Genomic DNA, 19783 nt, shown 5'->3' with positions numbered 1-19783 from the left:
CGCTCACAACACGACGTCAGATGAACCGACCGGCACGGCCGACCCGGACACCTCCTTGATCGGGATGGTGTTTACGCCGGAACGCGGACGAGCCCTGCCGGGGCCGCCCCGGAGGTGCCGACCTCCCGTGGGCGTACACCGTGCGGGCGGCGTACGTGGCCGCCGCCGACCGGCCTCACCCGCCGAGGCGACCGCGAAATGCGTTGGAGGCACGCGGTCCGGCCGCCGGATGACAGCGGACGGCGACAACTCCCGACCATTTTTGGAATCGGGCATATCGCACATATGCATACATATTCAAAGCAGACATAAGCGACATTATATGTCAAAATGATCAAGATCGGTCGAAAGCCGTTAATATAGAGATAAGCCTGTGCCAATCTCCTGTTATCACCGTTTATCCGACGCTCGGCCTGGAAATTTAGACAAAGCAGGCAACACTCACAAAAGGGTTGCCTTGCGGACATTTTCCACATCATTGGGAAGCGTCGAAGCGTAGGGAATCAAACCTTCACGGGGGAAAAATGCCCAACTTCAAGAGCCTGGTCGGGGTTCTCGCCATCAGCACCGCGCTGACCGGCGGAGCCGTCGCCCTCGGCACCGCCGTCACCGCCGGCACCGCGAGCGCAAGCACCGTCATGGGTTGCGGTGGCGGCGGCTGCGGGGGCGGTTGCGGATGGGGCCGCGGACACCGCACCCACAACCGCAACTTCAACCACCAGCGGCAGCACACCCGTCAGCACCAGCACCAGAACCAGCACCTGCTGCGTGACTTCACGCTGATCGTGACACCTTTCCAGGCGAGCAACGACCACACCACTCCGTGGCAGCGGCACGCCCCGGTGACCGGTCTGAGCTGACGCTCGAGCCGTGACGCGCCGTACCCGGTCGCATCCGGGAGGGCCGGCCTGACGGCTCACGCCGTCCTTCCCGGATCGCCCACGAGGCCGGCCGCCGACGATCAATGTTTCGACCCGTCGGCGGTCGGCTTTCGCGTCCCCGGACTTCCGATGGAGCGACGGGACCTCGGCACCCTCCGAGAGGCCCGCCCGGAGCACCCGACACCGCCCCCCGGCGACTCCCCGTCCCGCGCACCCGGGCCTGAACTCCACCCGCCACATGACCCTGCGCGCCTTCCAAGCATCGATCCCGATCAGGCACCCGCGCCGCCACCCGACGCCCGCGCAGCCACCCGTGCCTCCACCCGAACCGACCGCGCGCCGCCACCCGAACCGACCCGGCGGGCCATCCGTCCGGCGCCCAAGCCGTCGCACCGTCTCCGGCTCCGCCGGTTCGCCCTGTGGCCTCTCCTGCCCGTACGGCCCCGCTCCCCCGGCCCCGCTCCCCCGGCCCCTCTCGCCCGCTCGGGACCCCCGTACTGCGGGGTGGTCTTTGCGCTCTGCGTCTCCCTACGACCTCCAGACCTTCGGCGGAGGCGAGGATTCCGCCGCCCCGGGCGACGAAGACGAAATAACCGAATAAGACATATCCTCCCCATTCCGACATGACAAATGGTGCATAATCAGCAATTCACTACAAAACGCTCTCTAGCGGTTTAACTCCGTCAATAAAGAGATAAGCAGTGCGCAAAAGCCGCCGAACACCGTTTGTCACACAGGTGGCGAGGAAAACAAGACAATGCAGGGATGATCCACCAAGGATCGCCAGATAAGCATTTTCCAGTTTATTTGGAAAATGTCAGCGCATAGGGCAAGTCCTTTCAAGGGGGAAATGAAATGCCCAACTTCAAGAGCCTCGTCGGGGTTCTCGCCATCAGCACCGCGCTGACCGGCGGAGCCGTCGCCCTCGGTACCGCTGTCACCGCCGGCACCGCCAACGCCACCACCGTCATGGGCGGCGGCGGCGGCGGCTGCGGCTGCGGCGGCGGCGGCGGCCGTGGCCACCGGAACCGGAACCACAACTGGAACCACAACCGCGCGCGTCAGCACGAGCGCCAGCACCAGCACCAGCGTCAGTACCTGCTGCGCGACTTCACCCTGGTGGTGACGCCGTTCCAGAAGAGCGAGAACGACGCCCTGCCGCAGCAGAAGCAGGACACGGACTCCAAGGCCAAGGCCGAGGCGGAGTCCCCGTACTACGGCGGGGTCGCGACGACCCCGCCGCTGCTTCCGTAACGATGTGACCGAGGCCTCCCCGGCAGCCGGCGGGGAGGCCTCGACCCGTTTCCGTGCCCTGCTCACGGGCGGTCGCCCCGCCCGAGATCATGAGAAACGAAAACTCAATCAGGCTCCGGCGGTTCCCACGCTGGAGATGCCGTTCCCGCCGTACTGAAGAGATCGCCCGCCAGGCCCCCGGCCGGGGTGCCCCGGCCGGCGGAAGGGTGGCGGAAGGGGCGGTCAGGTCTCGGATCGGAGGGCGGCCAGCTCGCGCGCGACGGCGCGCTCGTGCTCTTCCGCGTCCTGACGGGCCCGCCGGGGACTCCAGCGCCCGGTCATGACGAAGATGAACGGCAGGAAGACGATCTGGCCGGCGAGGCACACCCACCACCAGGTCTGCCACTGGCCGGGGCCCTCCTCCGCCGCCTTCTGAACCTCGGCTCCGTGCTCCCGCAAAATCGCGAGCTGCGGCCCCGCCTGCTGTACGACGGCGAGGTCGGCGGCGCCCACCTCCTGGGCCGCCCGCGCAGCGAGGTCGGGCGGAACCGCGTCCGCCGGGTGCTCGGCCAGCTCGGCGAAGATCTGCGGATGGGCGTTCACGATGGCGAGCGCCGGGCCCGCCTGCGCCTGCGCGGCCTGCACCTCGGCCCCGTGCTCCACGATCGGGGTCACGGAGGTGACCACGATCGGCACGAAGACCGCGGACACGGCGACGACCACCCGCAGGATCCATCCCCAGACGGCGAGACCGGTCGCGGTCGCGGCGGGGTTGTGCTTCTCGACGGTCTCGGTGAAGCTCGCCATCCAGGGGGCGTAGGTCAGACCGCCGAGTACGCCGATCCCGACGAACAACACGGCGAAGGTGGCGTACTCGGTGTCGGGGTGGGTGGCCAGCGTCGCGAAGATCGCGGTCATGACGGCCGAGCCGATGCCGCCGATGAGCATCAGCGGTTTGCGCACGCCGAGCCGGTCGGACAGCAGCCCGGCCAGGACGAGCGCGACGGCGTTGGCCGCCCAGTACCAGTTCGCGAGCCCGTTGGCGCGCTGCTCGCTGTAGCCGAACGTCGAGGAGAAGTAGATGACGAAGTTGCCGACGGCCGCGTAGTACAGCAGCAGGTAGACGCTGATGGCGAAGGCGGAGCCGACCACGTCCAGCCGGAGCATCTGCCGCCAGTGCCCGGAGGCCTGCCGGCCGGCGTCGATGCCCCGGGCGCGGGCCTCGATGAGGGCGCGGTCGCGCATGCTGACCATGACCTGGTCGCGCAGCCGCGGCGACAGCTCACGCAGCCCGAACAGCGCCACGACGAACACCACCAGGGCGCTGATCCCGGAGTAGCGCAGCTCGTCCTGCCAGGTCGAGCTGCCGAGGGTCGCGCTGGTGACACTGGTGACCACGAGGCTTCCGATGACCGGGCCCATCGTCCAGTAGCCCATCGCGGTGGCGCGGCCGAGTTGCGGGGAGAAGTCGCGGATCAGCGCGGGGGTCGCGACCAGGACGATGCCCTCGATGAAGCTGAGCACGGCGAACAGCACCAGGTAGACGTTCTTGTCCGGCGAACTCGGCAGGACCAGGACCAGCACCCCGGCGACCAGCAGGCCGTAGACGACGAGGTTCGCGCGCCCCCAGCGGTCGGCGAGCCCGGCGAGCAGCGACGAGAACGCGCCGACGGCGTTGCCGACGACCGACAGCCAGATGAAATAGCTGAAGGTCATCCCGAAGTGCGTGATGATCGACGTCGCGACGGCGTACTGGATGTAGAGCAGGTAGTACAGGACGATCGTGGTCACGACCACGATGGCGAGATAGACGTATCGTCGGCGGGTCTCGGGGTAGTGCGCCAGGTCGCGGTGCCACAGCCGCCCCGCGAGACCTGGTGTGGCGGCGTCGTCGGTGGGTGTCGAAACAGTCACATTGGACTCCCTGGGTTGTCTCCCCCGAGAACCGGAACTCAGGACGCTTCGAAGAATCGGCGCGGCACGTCCACGAGCATCGTGTCGATCTGCTCGTCGGCCACGCCCTTGTCACGCAGGTACGGCAGCACGTCCTCGCCGAGGTGCAGGTAGTGCCACTGGGTCAGGAACGGCATCACGTTCGGGTCGATCCAGTCGATGTAGCAGGACGCGTCCTGCGACAGCACCATGCGGTCGGCGTAGCCGCGGCGGCACATCTCGACCACGGTGTCTGCGCGCGCCTCGAGAGTGGTGTCCGTGTAGATGCCGAACCGGTCCATGCCGAGGACGAACCCGGCGTCGGCCAGTTCGGCCAGCTGATCGCAGTCGGTGGTGTCGCCGCTGTGCCCGAGGACGATGCGGGACGGCTCGACGCCCTCCTCGTCGCACATCACCTTCTTGACCAGGAACCCGGTCCGGGATCCCGGATGGGTGTGGACGGTGATCGGCGCTCCGGTGGCCTGGTGGGCGCGGGCCACGGCGCGCATCACCCGCTCGACGCCCGGCGTCAGCCCCTCGTGGTCGATCGCGCACTTGAGCATCCCGGCCTTGACGCCGGTGCCGGCGATGCCGTCGGTGAGGTCGGCGACGAACATGTCGACCATCGGGTCCGGGAAGTCGGTGCCCAGCATCGCGCTCAGAGCGGGACCGCGGTAGGTGAAGTAGAACGGGACGCTGTCGTAGGTGTAGAGCCCGGTCGCCACGACGATGTTGAGCTCCGGAACCTGCTCGGCGATCCGCTGGACCCGGGGGATGTACCGGCCGAGCCCGATCACCGTCGGGTCGACGATCGTCTTGACACCCTGGGCGGCCAGGGCGCGCAGCCTGGCTACCGCGTCGGCGACCCGCTCGTCCTCGTCGCCCCATTCGCCGGGGTGGTTCACCTGGACGTCGGCGGTGAGCACGAAGATGTGCTCGTGCATGTAGGTCCGGCCGAGTTCGGCGGTGTCAACGGCGCCCTGGACGGTGTTGACGAGGCTCATGCGCGCAGCTCCTTCTTGAGGATCTTGCCGGTGGGACCGATGGGCAGGGCGTCGAGGAAACGGATCTCCCGTGGGTACTTGTAGGCCGCGAGATGCTCCCGGCAGAAGGCGACGACCTCCTGCTCGGTGACGGCCGCGTCCGGGTGGAGCGTCACGCAGGCGACGACCTCCTCGCCGAGCCGCGGGTCGGGACGGCCGATGACGGCCGCCGCGGCGATCGCCGGGTGGGTGTACAGAACCTCTTCCACCTCGCGGGGGTAGACGTTGTAGCCGCCACGGATGATCAGGTCCTTCTTGCGGTCCACGATGAACAGGTAGCCGTCGTCGTCGGCGTGGGCCAGGTCGCCGGTGTGGAACCAGCCGCCGCGGAACACCTCGGCGGTGTCCTCCGGCCGGTTCCAGTAGCCCTTCATGACGTTGTGGCCGCGCACGACGATCTCGCCGACGTGACCGGGTCCGGACGGCAGGGGCCGGTCCTCCTCGTCCACGATCATCGTCTGCACTCCCCAGATGGGCTTGCCGATCGAGCCCACCTTGCGCTGCTCGGCGCTGATGTTGAACGTGGTGGTGCTGGCCGTCTCCGACAGGCCGTACCCCTCCAGGATGACGACGCCGGGGAACTCCTCCTCGAACGCCCGGATGATCTCGCCGGGGATCGCCGCCCCGCCCGAGACCCCCACGCGCAGGGACGTCAGGTCCCGGCCCGAGGTGTCGGCCTGCAGCAGGGCGAAGTACATGGTCGGTACGCCCGAGAAGATCGTGCAGCGGTGCCGTTCGAGGGCGTCGACGACCGCCCCGATCTCGAAGCGCGGCACGAGCGCGATCGTCCCGCCGAACCGCACGGCCACGTTGAGGACGCTGGACAGTCCGAATACGTGGAACAGCGGCAGGACCGCCAGGCCGATGTCGTCGTCGCGGAACCCGAACAGCTCTCCGCCGACGGTGCAGTTCATGTAGAGCTGGAAGTGGGTGAGCTCAGCGCCCTTGGGCCGCCCGGTCGTTCCGCTCGTGTAGAGCAGGACGGCCGTGTCGTCGGCGTCGGTCGTCTCGATCTCACCCGTGTCGGCCGCGGCGTACAGATCAGAGAAAGGAAGGGTCCCCTCGGGGCGCTCGTCGTCGCCGGGCGGGCTCACCACGTAGATCGGAATGGGCCCGGCGGCCTTGGCCGCCTGCTCCGCGATCGACGCGAACGTGACGAGCAGGCGCGTGCCCGAATCCTCCAGGTGGTAGGCGATCTCCGACGCGTGCAGCAGCGGGTTGAGCGGAACCATGATCAGGCCCGCCTTGAGGATCGCGAAGTAGCTGAACAGGAATTCGGGGAGGTTGGGCAGATGGACGGCCACCCGGTCGCCGGGCCGCAGCCCGAGGCCGCGCAGACTCGCGGCGACGCGTCCGGACATCTCGTCGACCTGGCTGTAGGTGAAGCTCAGCTCGCCGATGTGACAGAGGGTCTTGCCGGGGTCGGACTGCCGCGATTCGCGGAGGATCGTGGCGAGGTTGAAGCTCATGGCGCTCCCACTCCGTTCGTACCGACCGTCCGGTATGTGGCGCAACGTACTGCTGAGGCCATCCGGTGTCAATGGATCTCACATGCGCGAGGTACGGCCGGTGCGGGCCTTGCCTGGACCCCCGGAGGTTTCAGCGGTCGGCGGCGGCGCGCAGGGATCGGTAGAGCAGACGGGGATCGCCGAGCCGGTGCCGCAGCAGCTTCTCGAGTCCGCCGATGGGAACGAGGTTCTGGGGGGCGCGCGGGTCCTTGTAATCCACGCCCGCGAGGGACGGCAGCGCGAGCGTGACCGAGTCCGCGAGCCGCACCGCCTCGTCCGGTTTCATGTCCGCGCCGCCCTCACACCGCACGACCCCCGCCCAGGGCGCGGCCGATCGGACCGGCAGGGCCACATACCAGGCGTGCCGGCGCCAGCTGGTACCCATCAGGAAGACCGGCGTGCGTTGCCCGGGGCCGAGCGCGGAGACCACGGCGGCCTGGGGCGCAGGGAGATAGGCCGTGTGGTGCGTCTTGATGTAGCCCACGGTCCGCGGCAGGTGGGTGCGACCGCGGAGCGGCCCGTCGACGAGCAGCAGGTCGTCCGCACCGGCGTCATCGGCGCGGGCGCGAATCGACAGATCCACTTCGAGCTCGGTGAGCCGCTGCTGAAGAGCGAGGGAAAGTCCGTCCATCGAGTCGTCGGCCGCGGCTTCCACTCGATAGACGCCGGCGGTCGTCTTGATGTCCGACGCGTACGGCGAGGCGGTGAACAGAGATCGGCGCACCTCGACGGCGGCGAGTTGCGCGGGTGCGCCATCGCCGGGTGTGCACCGGACGATCCCGGCGGCGTAGGAGGCGGCGATGCCCGGCGAGGGCGGGACGACCCCCGCGTCGTGGCTCCAGACGCGGGCGTCGATGCGGCGGACGCCATCGGCTATCGACATCACCGCGGGTGGCGCGGCGTCAGGGGCGGGACTGACGGGACGCCAGTCGGCGGCGGGGACTTCGACGTCCAGGTCGAGCTCCGCGCTCGTCGCGCCCAGTTCGGCGAGCGCGTCGGCGGCCAGCGCCGCCGAGTACCCGGGGTCCCACGCGTCGACGGTGAACCCGCCGTGTCCGATCGCGATGCTCACTGCGCCGCCTTCGTCAGATGCGATCCCTTGGCGTCCCGGGTGATCTCGAAACGGACCGGTACCCGGTCGGCCAGTGCGGGCACGTGCGTGACCACCCCGACCATGCGGTTCCCGCTCGAGGCCAGGCGTTCCAGCGTCGTGGCGACCGTGTCCAGCGTGGCGGGGTCGAGGGTGCCGAACCCCTCATCGAGGAAGATCGAGTCGAGACTGCGGGCGGCCGCGGCCGACAGCCCCGCCACCTGGCTCGACAGGGCCAGCGCGAGAGCCAGCGCGGCCTGGAAGGTCTCCCCGCCGGACAGCGTCCGGGCGCTGCGCCGCATCCCCGCCTCGCCGTAGTCGATGACCTCGATGTCGCCGCGTGTGCTCACGGTCAGCTCGTACTGCCCGTCGGTCAGGTCGCGCAGGGTGCCGGAGGCCGTGGCGACCAGCAATTCGAGCGCCTCGGAGCACAACCAGCGCTCGAAGGCGTCGGCACGCAGCCGGAGCGCGAGCTCGTGGGCGACCCTCGCCTCCTGTTCCTTCGCGGCCGCGAACTCGGTCAGGTGCCTGGCACGTTCGCGGTTCTCCCTGACCCGGTCCAGCCGCGCTCCCGCCTGAGTGACGGCGGCGGTCACGGACTCGCCGATCGCGCCGGGTGCGACCGCACCGGAAACGGCGACGTCGTGTTCCGCCAACCGCCGCAGCAGCGCGGCCCGTTCCCCGTCCAGCCGCCGGCCCCCGTCGTCGATCTCCCCATCCTGTACGGCCAGGGCGTCCCGCTCGCGGACGACGACCTGATCACGCCAGGCGAGCAGGTCGGCCCACGCCCGCCCGAGATCCTTCCGATCCAGGGGCGGTGCGCCGAAGGCCACGACGGTGTCGCGAGCGGCGTCCAGGTGACGCCACGACAGATCGGCCTTGTTCCGCAACTCTCCTGCGCGCCGCTCGGCTTCGGCCAGTTTCGCCCGGATCTCCCGTGTGCTCTTCCTGGACTCGGCGGCCCGGAGCTCGGCCTTCTGGCAGGCGATCAGGCCCGCTTCGAGATCGGCTCGGTCCTGCGTGACCTGGGGTGACTCCGCCAGCCGTGCACGGCAGATCTGCACCTGCTTCGCGAAGTGGTGGGTGTCGTTCTCGGCCTGACGGTGCCGGGCGGTGACCTGGGCCGCGTGCTTCTTGCGGGCCTGAACCTCATGCTCCGCCGTGTGGAGATCGGACAGGGCGGCGTGCCGGGGGAGGTCGATGACGGGGCGCAGACAGGTGGGACACGGCTCTCCGACGACCAGTCTCCCGGCGAGCGCCGCGGCGGCATGGGCGTCACGCAGCGCCTCCCAGGCGCGCTCGGCCTCCGCCAGCGCCGCGTCGGCCTGCCCCGCCTCGTCGGCGAGCCGTTCCAGCGTGGCCTGCGCCTCCTCCGACTGCGCTTCGGCCTGCGCGAGCTCGGCTCTCCCCCGGGCCTGTTCGTCGAGGGCGGCCAGCGCGGCGACGAGAGCCGACTTGTCTCCCAGAGCGGTCAGCTCGTCGTCGGCACGCTGTTCCTCGGCCTCCATGCGCCCGACCTCGACGCCGAGCGCGGCGACCCGCTCCTCTGTTTCGCGCTGTTCCCCCGCCAGGGTCGGGACGTCGCCGGGCATGCTGAGACCGGTGAGCGTGGCCAGCCTTCCCGCGATCGCGTCCCGGTCGCGGATCTTCCTCTGCAGCGATTCCTCATTGGCGCGCAGCGTGTCGAGGTCGCCCTGGATGCGGTCGCGCAGGGCGCGCAGCGCGTCGAGCCGCTCGACGGCGGCACGCTCGTCGTCCTCGCCGGCGCCGCTGAGACCGGAGAGCTCGTTTCTGGCGAACTCCGCGGCCTGCCTGGCCAGGTCCTCCTCACGCCCGGCGCGCTTTTGGATGCGCTCGTAGACCTCCGCGTCGAGCAACTGCACCAGCAGGTCCTGCCGCTCGCGTGGGCGGGCGTGCAGGAACTCCGCGAACTTGCCCTGCGGGAGCACCACGCACTGGGTGAAGAACTTGTACTCCAGACCCGTGATCTTCTGAACCTCGTCGCCGACCGCCTCTCCTTCGGCGACCGGGCGCACGACCGCGTCCAGCATCTCTGTGAGCTCGGCGGTCGAAGGCACGCCGGGGTCGAGTTCGTCGAGCCTGGCCTCCTTGGTGTGCACCGTGCCCCTGGCGTCGCGCCGCAGAGACCGCACCACGACATGGCGGCGTCCGGAGGACTCGAAGACCAGCGCGACCTTGCCGTAGGTCGCCGAGGGCGCCAGCGCGTGGGAGATGACGTTCTCCTTGCCCCAGCGCGGGACCGTGCCGTACAGGGCGAAGCAGATCGCGTCGATGATCGTGCTCTTGCCCGCTCCCGTGGGTCCGACCAGCGCGAAGTAGTCCACATCGGCGAAGTCGACCGTGACCGCCTCACGGAAGCTGCCGAAGTTGTCCAGGTGCAGCCGCAGGGGGCGCATCAGCTCGTCACCTCGTCGTAGAGCCGGTCGAACAGCGCGGCGACCTCGGCGTCATCCCTGCCCGTGTCCGTCAGGTAGTCGCGGAACAGCTCGCGTGGACTGCGCGGAGACCCGGCGTCCGCGTTTCCCCTGCGTTGCGCGCGCGTCGGGCGGAAGCGCTCGTCGATGTCGACGTCCAGGGCGTTCGGCAGGATCTCCCGGACCGCTTCCGCGAGTCCGGGCCTGGGCTTCTCCTCGACGACGACGCGCAGCCAGGCCTCGCCGAGCTCGTCCGCCATGGCCTCGAGCCGGTCCAGCGAGCCTCTCACCGTGGCCAGGGCGCGGGCCGAGTCGACGGCGAGGTCGCGGACCATCGCCGGACGGCCCGGCTCCACCGTGACGAGCAGGGCCCCGGGGCTGTTGCGCTCCTCCCCGAAGTCGACCGCGAGCGGAGACCCGCTGTACCAGATCGGGCAGGCCCCGGGGATCTGCTGACGCCGGTGGAGGTGCCCCAGAGCGACGTACTGCGTCGATGCGGGGAAGGCGGTCGCCTCGAAGTAATAGGAGAAGATCGACTGTGCCTCGCGCTCGCCGCCGCCGAGCTTTCCGCCGGGCAGCGTGCCGTGCGTGGTGACCAGGTTGACGGTGTCGGCGGAGAAGCCCCCGGTGAGGGCGCCGATCAACATGGCGACCCGTTCCGCGTAGTCGCGATTGTGCTCCGCGGCGGTACCCGACAGGACCTCGGCCGCGCGGACGACGTACCGGTGCGACAGGAACGGCAGGACGGCCAACCGCACCGGCTCGCCCGAGCGCGCCGTGAACGACAGGGTTCCGCCCTGGTCGGGCCGCCGGAACGTGCCGACGACGTGGATGCCCAGCGCCCCGAGCACCGGCCGGTAGACGTCGAACAGGTGCGGGTTGTCGTGGTTTCCGGCGAGCACGACCACGTCGCGTCCCTCTTCACGCAACGCCATGAGGGTCGGCATCACCAGGGACTGCGCCTCCGGCGTGGGAGCGGAGGTGTCAAAGACGTCGCCGGCCACGATGACCGCGTCCACGTCCTCCTCCCTGGCCGCCTGGACCAGTTCCCGCAGCACGGCGCGGTGTTCGTCGATCCGGGGTCGGCCCTTGAGCACCTTGCCGACATGCCAGTCGGCGGTGTGCAGGATTTTCATCCGGCTCCTTCAGAAAGGGGGAATGTCGTCGTCGGCCCCGGGCAGCCCGGCGAACGGGTCGGCGACCGTGCGACGGGCGGCGCCGGTGGGGGCGGGATCCGCCTCGGACGGCCGCGTCGCCCATGCGGGGAACGGGAAGGTGACCGCGAGAGGCACCGGGATCTCGGGCTGGGCGACGAACATCGTGCCCGGCTTGGCGATGGTGGCACGCTCCCGGGAGATCGCCGGCAGCCAGCCGTACTCGGGACGCGACGCCTCCGCGGGGTCGAGCCGCCCGGCCACGCGGACGGCGCAGTTCGCGACGATGCGCCGTTCTACCTCCGAGGCCGTCTGCTGGGCGCCGATGAGGATCACCCCCAGCGAGCGGCCGCGCTCGGCCACGTCGAGCAGGATCTCCTTGATCGGTGAGTCGCCTTCACGCGGCGCGTACTTGTTCAGCTCGTCGAGCACGACGAACAGCAGGGGCCGAGCCGTGCCGCTGCTCTCCTTGCGGGCGAACTCGCCGCGCAGGACCACGCCGACGACGAACCGCTGTGCCCTCTCGGGCAGGTTGTGCAGGTCGACGATCGAGACCTGCGCGTCCGAGGTGCTGATCGAGTGCCGCCGCCCGGGCGGGAGGTCGCCGCGGACGATCGGCGACAGCGCGCGTACGGCGCCGCGGAGACGGCGCAGGAACGCGTTCACCGTTCCGAGCGGCACCTGCGCGCCCGCCCAGGTCGACCGCGTTCCGTCGTCGGTGAGCTGGTCGGCGATGTGATCGACCAGGTCGGCGAAGGTGCGGCAGGTGACACCGCTCCCTCCGGGGGGCGTGATCGTGACCGCTCCCCCGTCGCCGGCGGGAGCCGCCCACGCCTGCAGCCGGGCCGCGACCGAGCCCACGAGGAGGGAGTACTGGGCACGTTCGTCGTCGGCGTCGGCGAAGACGAACCGGAGCAGTTCCTCCTGGCAGAACTCGGCCAACGTCCAGAAGAAGGCGCTTATCCCCTGCGTCCGTGAGGACACGTGCGGGACGCCGTTGGGGTCGCCGGGGCGCGGCGGCGCGAACACGTGGACGCTGTGGAACGGCCGGGCGGGCAGACCGAGCCTGCCGTACATGCCCGTGGCGGCCTCGTCGAGCCGGGCGTTGGGATGATCGAGGAACAGCAGGTCCTCGCCCTTGACCGAGAAGATCAGCGCTTTGGTGTTGGCCGCCTCCGCGTCCAGGACCCCGGAATTGAAGATCGAATAGATGAGGAACGTGGCGAAGGAGGTCTTCGTCGCCACACCCGAGACCCCCGAGATCGACACGTGCGCTCCGCGCGTGCCGTCGAGGAAGTCGAAGTTGACGTACATCGGGTGCCCGTCCCGCCCGAGCCCCATCGGGATGCGGCGGTCCATGACGTCGAAGTAGAGAGCCTGATCACGATCGGCGGCCTGGGCCCGGTAGACGACCGCTCCCGGCGAGGGGGGCACGAAGACCTCGGGTTCGACCCGCGTGACCCGGACCTCGGCGCATTCGACCACGGCGGCCGGCAGCGTCCCGTCGGCGATCAGGAACACGTCCGAGTCGTAGCTGGCGCCTTCGTGCCGCGCCTCCACCGTCGTGACCACCCCAGCCATCAGCACGGGACCGTGCCCCGGCACATCCCGCCGCGTGATGACGACCTCGTCGAGCTGCACGGCCTGTCCGGGTTCGACGCCGATCCAGAACGACAGCGGCGACGCCGCCTGAGTGCCGAGCACCCGCCCGACCGCCGTGCCCGACGACGCTGATCCGTTCGCCGACGCGGATCCGTTCGCCGACGCGAGGATCTGCGCTCCGTCCTCTACCACCAGGCCCTCCAACCTGGGCGTTCACATCGCCCCCAAACGGAGCGTAGCGGCCCGAAAAACACCCCTAGGCTCCTTTCGCAAACTGCGAACGCCCAGATGCCCCTGCCCGACCGAGATCGACATGGGGCCGCGTCCCCCTGCCGACAGGATCGCCCATGCCACCGGCCCGCAGGCCGGGAACGACACACGATCCGCGCGCCCGGGATGGCGTTCGCAGCAGGCGATGGGGTGAAATGTCCGGACACGTCTAACGTTTGGAGATCGTTGTGCCGCTGTTCGACCTGCCCCTCGAAGAGCTCCGTCACTACCTCCCGGAACGCGACGAGCCCGCGGACTTCGACGCCTTCTGGTCCCGGACCCTCGCCGAGGCCGCGGAGCACGACCTGGCCCCCGTGTTCACGCCGTACGACCTCCCCCTCACCTCCGTCGACGTCTACGACACCGCCTTCTCCGGCTGGGGCGGCGACCGGGTGAACGCCTGGTTCCTGGTCCCGCGCGGAGCGGACGGCCCGCTGCCGTGCGTGGTGAAGTACATCGGTTACAGCGGAGGGCGGGGCTTCGCCCACGATCACTTGATCTGGCCGTCGGCCGGCTATGCCACGCTCGTGGTCGACACCCGCGGCCAGGGTGCGGCGCATCTGCAGAACCCGGGCAGCACCGCCGACCCGCACGCGGGCGGCGCCCCGCACGTGCCGGGCATGATGACCAGGGGGATCCTCGACCCCGACACCTATTACTACCGGCGGGTCTTCACCGACGCGGTGCGCGCCGTCGACGTGGCGGCGGGACACCCCGCGGTCGACCCCCGGGCGATCGTGGTCTCGGGCGTCAGCCAGGGCGGAGGCATCGCCCAGGCCGTCGCCGCGCTGCGGACCGACGTGCGGGCCGCACTCATCGACGTGCCGTTCCTCACCCACTTCCGCCGGGCCGTGGAGATCACGGGCAGTGACCCCTACCAGGAACTCGTCCGTTTCCTCGCCTCCCAGCGCGGCACGCCCGAGCAGGTGTTCCGCACGCTTTCGTACTTCGACGGCCTCAACTTCGCCGCCCGTGGCCGGGTGCCCGCGCTGTACTCGGTGGCGCTGATGGACGACATCTGCCCGCCGTCCACGGTGTTCGGCGGCTACAACCACTGGCAGGGGCCCAAGGAGATCACCGTGTGGCCGTGGAACAACCACGAGGGCGGCGGCCCCTTCCAGGTCGAGGAGCAAGTCCGTCACCTGCACAAACTCCTTGCCAACGGCTGAGTCCCCGCTGTCGCGGGCGGCGTCCTCATACGTAGGCGCCGCCTGACCCGGCCCCGGATGGCCTGCGGCCACAACGCGAGGGGCCCGCGCCGTCGTCCGGCACGGGCCCCTCAACCTCTACGGTCAGTCGACGTCAGTGACCGGAACGGAATTCGAGGAGGCGGTCACCGGGGTTGCACAGCTCCCCGGTGAAGAACGTGCTGCCGGGCACGCACCGCCACATGCTCGGGTTGGTTGAGCTGGGGGCGAGGCGGACGTTCGTCGCCTGCTCCAGGGCGTAGCCGTCGGCGAGAAGGGTCGTCTCGCTGAAGGCCGTGCCGACGAGCGTGACGCCGATCGGGTTGTGGCCCGCCGAACTGGCGGTCGCACCGTACCCGGCCGGCAGCGTCAGCGCCGGGTAGCCCGCGCGGTCGGCGTAACCGACGAGCGCGTGGCCGGTCGGCACGACGACGGCGTCGAAGTCGTCCGACGGGTCGCCGGGCGTTCCGTTGGTGAGGATGCCGTCGATCACCGCCCGGTTGGACGCCCTGCCCGCGTCCAGGTCGGCCTTGTAGGCCGCGCCGGCCGCGGGATCGGACAGGTCGACGGCCTGGGCGGACAGCAGCTGGCCCTGCTGGTACTTCAGTCCCTCCACGGGGTTGGCGTCGTTGTAGTCGATGACGCCCTGCAGCGACCGGGCTCCGGGACCGCGCCTGCCGTCGGCCAGGTAATCGTTCAGGTCGCGCTCGAACTCACGCGTCACGACGCTCGCCGGGTCGGGGCTCGGCGAGCCGACCGTCACCTGCGTCGTCGTGGCCCCCAGTGCCTGGAGGGCCGACACCGTCGCGGGGTACGGCGCTGCCGTGCTCGCCACGACGGCGATCCGCTTCCCCGTGAGCGCGGTCGTGGACAGCCCCTTGGCGTAGTCCTTCACGGGTGCGCCCGCGGTCGCCGGGTCGGACCGGTCGGGTCCGGCGATCGCCGTGAGCGTGCTCGCGGCGTCGTACACGGTGCGGGTGATCGGCCCGGGCGCGTCCTGCGACCGGGCGACCGGAAGGACGCCGGCTCGGCTGACCAGGCCGACCGTCGGCTTCAGGCCGACCACGCCCGCCGCGTCCGCTGGCGCCAGCAGCTGGGCGGAGTCGGTCGAGGTCTCCATCCCGACGGTGATCGCCGCCAGCCCGGACGCCGTCGCCGCGGCGGAACCGCCGGACGAACCGGCCGGGGTCTTGTCGGTGTCGGACGGCAGCAGCACCTGCCCGGCGAGGGAGGAGTAGCCCTTCGGCATGTTCGCGTCGAAGACGCCGTTCAGCTCGGAGACGTTCGTCTTGCCGAGGATGATCGCCCCGGCGGCCCTGAGTTTGGCCACCACGGTGGAGTCGCCGTACGGCTTGCGGTCCTGAAGCGCGATGGAGCCGCCCGTCGTGGCCATGCCGTCCACGTCGAACCCGTCGTTCAGCAGGACGGGAAGGCCGAACAGCGGGCCGCGCTGCTTCTTGTCCCTCTTGTCTTTCCTGTCCTTGTCGCGCTCCCGGTCGATCGCGCGGGCCTCCTTCAGCGCATCCGGGTTGACGGCGCGGACCGCCTGGGTGGCCGGTCCCTCGGCGTTGGTCAGCGCGATCCGGTAGAGGTAGGCCTTGACCAGCTCTTCCGAGGTCAGCGTGCCGGCGGCGAGCCGGGCGCTCAGGCTCCGCGCCGACTCGGTCTCCAGGGAGAACGGCAGCGGCTTCGGCGCGTGGCCGAGCGCCCGCATGATCGTGTCGTAGTCGGGGTTGCAGTGACCGCGCCCGGCGAAGGGCTCGGCCGGGACCGTCCTCGCACAGCGGTACATGCTCGGGTTGACCGAACCGGCCGTCTGCCGCAGCTTGGTGGCCTGCTCGATTACGTAGCCGGTGCCGATCAGGTCGTACTCGTCGTACGCGCCGCCGTGGATCTGTACGTTGAGCGCGCGGCGCGTCGTGGCGGCGTAGCCCATGGGGATCGTCATCGAGGGATACCCGGCCTGCGGCCCGTTCGGAACGCTGCCGAGGATCGCGATCACGGGGTCGGCGGGCTGGGCCGGGTCGGAGTTCGTGTAGGTCATCATGTCGTCGATGGCCTTGTGCCAGGCGGCCTTGCGTACGGGCAGGTTCGCCCGGTAAGCGGTCTCGTTGGCCCCGCCGGGGGTGATGTCGGCGGCCAGCGCGTTGAGGTGGTTGTTGTTGCCGAACTTCAGGGCCTGCTGCGCGTTGGCCTGGTTGTCGGCCACCTCGTCGGCCAGCGACCTGATCGGCGCCTGCGGGCCGAGCCGCCCGTAGTACTCGTCGATGGTCTTGTGCTGCTCATATCCACTGGGCAGGCTCGGCAGCGTGCCGACACTGGTCGTCGGTCGCGGAACCATGATCGCGCCCGCCGCGGTGAGCACGTCATATGCGATCTTGAGCGGGCTGCCGTCGGTGAGCGTGCCGTTGAAGCCGATCTTCTTGCCCTTGACGAAGCCGAGGTCGAGCGCCTTCATGTAGTCCGGCAGTTTCGCGGGCAGCGCCGGGATGACGCCTGTGGCGAGGTAGTCGGGTCCGAAGATGGCGCGGTACTCGGCGTCGCCGTCCGGGTCGGGCCCGGCGATCGAGGCGAGCGTCATCGCGGCGTCCGACACGCTGCGGACCATCGGCCCCGCCGTGTCCTGCGACGCGCTGATCGGCGCGATGCCGTACCCCGGCACGAGCCCGACGGTCGGCCGGAGCCCGACGAGGCTATGTGTGCTCGACGGGCTGATGATCGAGCCTGACGTCTCGGTGCCGATGCCGAGCGTGGCCATCGCGGCGGCCATGGCCGCACCGGTTCCCGACGACGAGCCGCTGGGGTTCTGGTCGGCGTCGATGCCGTTGAGTACCTGCCCGGTGAGGTTGCCGAAGCCGGAGGGCTGGCTGCCGAAGCTGTTGGCGAACTCCGAGAGGCCGACCTTGCCGAGGATGACGACCCCGCGCTCACGCAGCTTCTTGGTGATGCCCGCGTCCGTCGCCGGATACGAGTCGCGCAGCGAGTAGTTGCCTGCCGAGGTGTACATGCCGGTGACGTCGACGAGGTCCTTCAGAAGAATGGGCAGGCCGTGGGCGGGCCCGAGGACCTTTCCTTTGGCACGCATCCGGTCGGCCCACGCCGCCTCCTGCAGCGCGTCCTCGTTGAGTTGCGTCACGGCGTTCAGCCCCGGACCGCGCTTGTTCAGCGCCTCGATCCGGTCGATGTAGGCCTTGGTGAGCTCGACGGAGGTGAGCTGTCCCTTGGCCATCATGGCCTCGGCCTGGGCGCCGGTGAGTTTCTCCAGGTCGAGCACAGGGGGCCGGCGGGTCTTGGCCGCGGCGGTCGTCGGGGTCAGCGGGACGGCGAGGGACAGGGAGACGAGAGCTGCCAGGGCGAGGCGGAGTTTGCGCACCACATGCTCCTTGAGGGGTGATGCCGCGACCGTATAGATGATCAGTTACGGCCAGATGTCCGGCATGTTCCCGTCGCGCTAGCAAAGGATCATGTGCCGAATCCCGATTCGAGGCTGCAGGCGGCCCCGCTGACGGATTAGACAAACTTCTGCTCGTTGTCTAATCTGTTAGACGTGAGCAGTTCGGAGATCGAGCAGGACGACCCCAAGCGCAGTGCCGTCCTCACGGCCGCCCTCGGCCTGTTCAGCAGGTACGGGTTCCAGAAGACGTCGATGGAGGAGGTCGCCAAGGCGGCGGGCATCTCCCGGCCGGGGCTCTACCTGCTGTTCCCGAACAAGGAACAGCTGTACCGCGCCACGATGCAGGGCGTCATGGAACGAGCCCAGCAGGCCATGGAGGCGTGTTTCGCCGACGAGACGCTGGGCTTCGAGGAGCGGACCGTCGCCGCGCTGGACGCGCTGATGGGGCAGTACGTCGAGACCCAGGTGGCCAGGGACCTCAGCGAACTGCTGGAGAACAGCGGGCCGCAACTGGGCTCGATGTTCCACGACTACCAGGAGAAGGCCAGGGCGACCATCAGCGCGCAGGTCGAGTCGCTCACCCCACCCGGCGTGCTCACCGCCGGCCTGAGCGCCGACGACGTCATGGACCTCCTCTTCTCCGCCGCCCTGACCTGGAAGCAGACCTCGGCCGACCGTGCCGAGTTCCGCGACCGGGTCGGGCGCGCCGTTCGGCTGATCAGCCGCGGCGGCTGACCGCACGCACGTTCACACACCCGCACACTCGCACCCGCACACGCGTTCACGCACCCGCGTTCACACACCCGCACTCGCACTCGTACACGCACACGCGTTAGGCACCCGCACCCGCGTTCGCGCACTCTCACGCCTCGGCGCCGCCGCTCCCCCCGCCTTTCACGGCGCTTTCACCACACATGTCCACTGATGGAGTACAGCCATGCCCAGAATCACCACTCCCTTCGACGCGAAGTCGACCGCCGCCGAGGTGATCGCCGGTGTCGACCTGTCCGGCAGGCGGGCCGTCGTCACCGGCGGCACGTCCGGGATCGGCCTGGAGACCGCACGCGCACTGGCCGCCGCCGGCGCGCAGGTCACACTGCCCACCCGCGACATCGCCGCCGGCGAGCGGGCGTCCGCCGACATCCGCTCCACGACAGGCCGCGACGACGTCCGCGTCGTCACCCTCGACCTGCTGGAACGTTCCACCATCGACGCCTTCGTCGCCGGCTGGAGCGGCCCGCTGGACATCCTGGTCAACAACGCGGGAGTGATGGCCCTGCCTGAGCGGACCACGACCCCGGAAGGCTGGGAGACGCAGTTCGCCACCAACCACCTCGGTCACGCCGCCCTGACTCTGGGCCTGCACGAGGCGCTCGCCGCGGCGCGGGGTGCCCGGGTCGTCGTCGTCAGCTCCGCCGCCCATCTGATGTCCCCCGTCGTCTTCGACGACATCCACTTCACCTCCCGGACGTACGAGGCCTGGTCCGCCTACGGCCAGTCGAAGACGGCGGCCATCCTGTTCACCGTCGCCATGGCCGCGAAGTGGGCCGCCCACGGCATCACCGCCAACGCGCTCCACCCCGGCGGCATCATGACCAACCTTCAACGGCATCTGGACGACGCCCAGCTGCGCTACGTGGGCGCGATGGACGAGCAGGGCCGCCGCCTCGACCTGCCTCCGGGCTGGAAGACCCCGCAGCAGGGCGCGGCCACCTCCGTCCTGCTGGCCGCCTCCCCCCATGTCCAGGGGGTGACCGGTCGCTACTTCGAGGACTGCAACGAGGCCGACGTGGTCACCGGGCCGGGCGACGGCCTGCGCGGCGTCGCCCCGTACGCGCTCGACACGGCCGATGCGGGCCGCCTGTGGGACGAGACGGCCCGGCTCCTCCAGCGCTGAAGCCGGTGTTCACGGGCCGGGGAACGGCGCGCCCCGGCCCTCGGTCACCGCACGCATGTTGCGATCGAGGTCGGCCATCTCCAGAGCTGCGCGGAGCCTGCAGAGAGACCGCGCGAACCGAACCGGACATTCCGTGCTGTAGAAATGAAGGTCGACG

13 protein-coding genes are annotated in these 19783 nt (G+C 69.9%); 5 read left to right on the top strand and 8 right to left on the bottom strand.

Features of this window, described 5'->3' with window-relative positions; translation table 11 throughout:
• Nucleotides 1–524: 524 nt before the first annotated feature.
• A complete protein-coding gene (locus Pka01_RS10040) occupies nucleotides 525–860 on the top strand; it encodes a hypothetical protein (protein ID WP_203882381.1) in 336 nt (111 codons plus the stop codon).
• 876 nt (nucleotides 861–1736) lie between these two features.
• On the top strand, nucleotides 1737–2135 hold the full coding sequence (locus Pka01_RS10035; protein WP_203882380.1) for a hypothetical protein: 399 nt from the start codon (nucleotides 1737–1739) through the stop codon (nucleotides 2133–2135).
• A gap of 222 nt (nucleotides 2136–2357) precedes the next feature.
• Here Pka01_RS10035 and Pka01_RS10030 read toward each other — a convergent pair whose 3' ends face one another.
• From Pka01_RS10030 to Pka01_RS10000, 7 genes are all read right to left on the bottom strand, one after another.
• Nucleotides 2358–4028 carry an MFS transporter gene (locus Pka01_RS10030; protein ID WP_203882379.1) on the bottom strand — a complete coding sequence of 557 codons (1671 nt, stop codon included), beginning with the start codon at nucleotides 4026–4028 and terminating at the stop codon, nucleotides 2358–2360.
• Nucleotides 4029–4066: 38 nt separating this feature from the next.
• On the bottom strand, nucleotides 4067–5050 hold the full coding sequence (locus tag Pka01_RS10025; RefSeq protein ID WP_203882378.1) for a phosphotriesterase family protein: 984 nt from the start codon (nucleotides 5048–5050) through the stop codon (nucleotides 4067–4069).
• Nucleotides 5047–6558, bottom strand: a complete 1512-nt coding sequence (locus Pka01_RS10020; RefSeq protein ID WP_203882377.1) for a long-chain-fatty-acid--CoA ligase — start codon at nucleotides 6556–6558, stop codon at nucleotides 5047–5049. The genes Pka01_RS10025 and Pka01_RS10020 overlap by 4 nt, the downstream gene beginning before the upstream one ends.
• Nucleotides 6559–6688: 130 nt before the next feature.
• The gene (locus Pka01_RS10015) at nucleotides 6689–7669 is read right to left on the bottom strand and encodes a hypothetical protein (protein WP_239114871.1); all 981 of its coding nucleotides are present in this window, start codon (nucleotides 7667–7669) and stop codon (nucleotides 6689–6691) included.
• Entirely contained in the window at nucleotides 7666–10104 is a 2439-nt protein-coding gene (locus tag Pka01_RS10010; protein ID WP_203882376.1) for an AAA family ATPase, read from the bottom strand. The genes Pka01_RS10015 and Pka01_RS10010 overlap by 4 nt, the downstream gene beginning before the upstream one ends.
• On the bottom strand, nucleotides 10104–11258 hold the full coding sequence (locus Pka01_RS10005) for an exonuclease SbcCD subunit D (protein ID WP_203882375.1): 1155 nt from the start codon (nucleotides 11256–11258) through the stop codon (nucleotides 10104–10106). Before Pka01_RS10005 ends, Pka01_RS10010 begins: the two co-directional genes overlap by 1 nt.
• A 9-nt stretch (nucleotides 11259–11267) precedes the next feature.
• On the bottom strand, nucleotides 11268–13070 hold the full coding sequence (locus Pka01_RS10000; RefSeq protein WP_239114870.1) for an ATP-binding protein: 1803 nt from the start codon (nucleotides 13068–13070) through the stop codon (nucleotides 11268–11270).
• Nucleotides 13071–13336: 266 nt separating this feature from the next.
• On the opposite strand from Pka01_RS10000, the gene Pka01_RS09995 reads away from it, so the two are divergent.
• On the top strand, nucleotides 13337–14317 hold the full coding sequence (locus Pka01_RS09995; RefSeq protein ID WP_203882374.1) for an acetylxylan esterase: 981 nt from the start codon (nucleotides 13337–13339) through the stop codon (nucleotides 14315–14317).
• Between the two features lie 133 nt (nucleotides 14318–14450).
• On the opposite strand, the gene Pka01_RS09990 is transcribed toward Pka01_RS09995, so the two are convergent.
• The gene (locus tag Pka01_RS09990; protein WP_203882373.1) at nucleotides 14451–17708 is read right to left on the bottom strand and encodes an amidase family protein; all 3258 of its coding nucleotides are present in this window, start codon (nucleotides 17706–17708) and stop codon (nucleotides 14451–14453) included.
• Between the two features lie 174 nt (nucleotides 17709–17882).
• Here Pka01_RS09990 and Pka01_RS09985 point away from each other — a divergent pair, with 174 nt between their 5' ends.
• Both Pka01_RS09985 and Pka01_RS09980 read left to right on the top strand, forming a co-directional pair.
• Nucleotides 17883–18464, top strand: a complete 582-nt coding sequence (locus Pka01_RS09985) for a TetR/AcrR family transcriptional regulator (protein ID WP_203882372.1) — start codon at nucleotides 17883–17885, stop codon at nucleotides 18462–18464.
• Nucleotides 18465–18666: 202 nt separating this feature from the next.
• Nucleotides 18667–19626, top strand: coding sequence for an SDR family NAD(P)-dependent oxidoreductase (locus Pka01_RS09980; protein ID WP_203882371.1), 960 nt, complete (start codon nucleotides 18667–18669; stop codon nucleotides 19624–19626).
• The last annotated feature ends 157 nt before the right edge of the window (nucleotides 19627–19783 follow it).

Source organism: Planotetraspora kaengkrachanensis (assembly GCF_016862895.1).
GTDB lineage: Bacteria > Actinomycetota > Actinomycetes > Streptosporangiales > Streptosporangiaceae > Planotetraspora > Planotetraspora kaengkrachanensis.
The sequence above is the reverse complement of the archived record's forward strand: the minus strand, read 5'-3'. Positions and strand labels throughout refer to the sequence as shown.

Excerpts from the sequence above, each read along its gene's own strand:
- Pka01_RS10040 (WP_203882381.1), top strand. The coding sequence starts at position 525 with ATGCCCAACTTCAAGAGCCTGGTCGGGGTTCTCGCCATCAGCACCGCG.
- Pka01_RS10035 (WP_203882380.1), top strand. The coding sequence starts at position 1,737 with ATGCCCAACTTCAAGAGCCTCGTCGGGGTTCTCGCCATCAGCACCGCG.
- Pka01_RS10025 (WP_203882378.1), bottom strand. The coding sequence starts at position 5,050 with ATGAGCCTCGTCAACACCGTCCAGGGCGCCGTTGACACCGCCGAACTC.
- Pka01_RS10020 (WP_203882377.1), bottom strand. The coding sequence starts at position 6,558 with ATGAGCTTCAACCTCGCCACGATCCTCCGCGAATCGCGGCAGTCCGAC.
- Pka01_RS10010 (WP_203882376.1), bottom strand. The coding sequence starts at position 10,104 with ATGCGCCCCCTGCGGCTGCACCTGGACAACTTCGGCAGCTTCCGTGAG.
- Pka01_RS10005 (WP_203882375.1), bottom strand. The coding sequence starts at position 11,258 with ATGAAAATCCTGCACACCGCCGACTGGCATGTCGGCAAGGTGCTCAAG.
- Pka01_RS09980 (WP_203882371.1), top strand. The coding sequence starts at position 18,667 with ATGCCCAGAATCACCACTCCCTTCGACGCGAAGTCGACCGCCGCCGAG.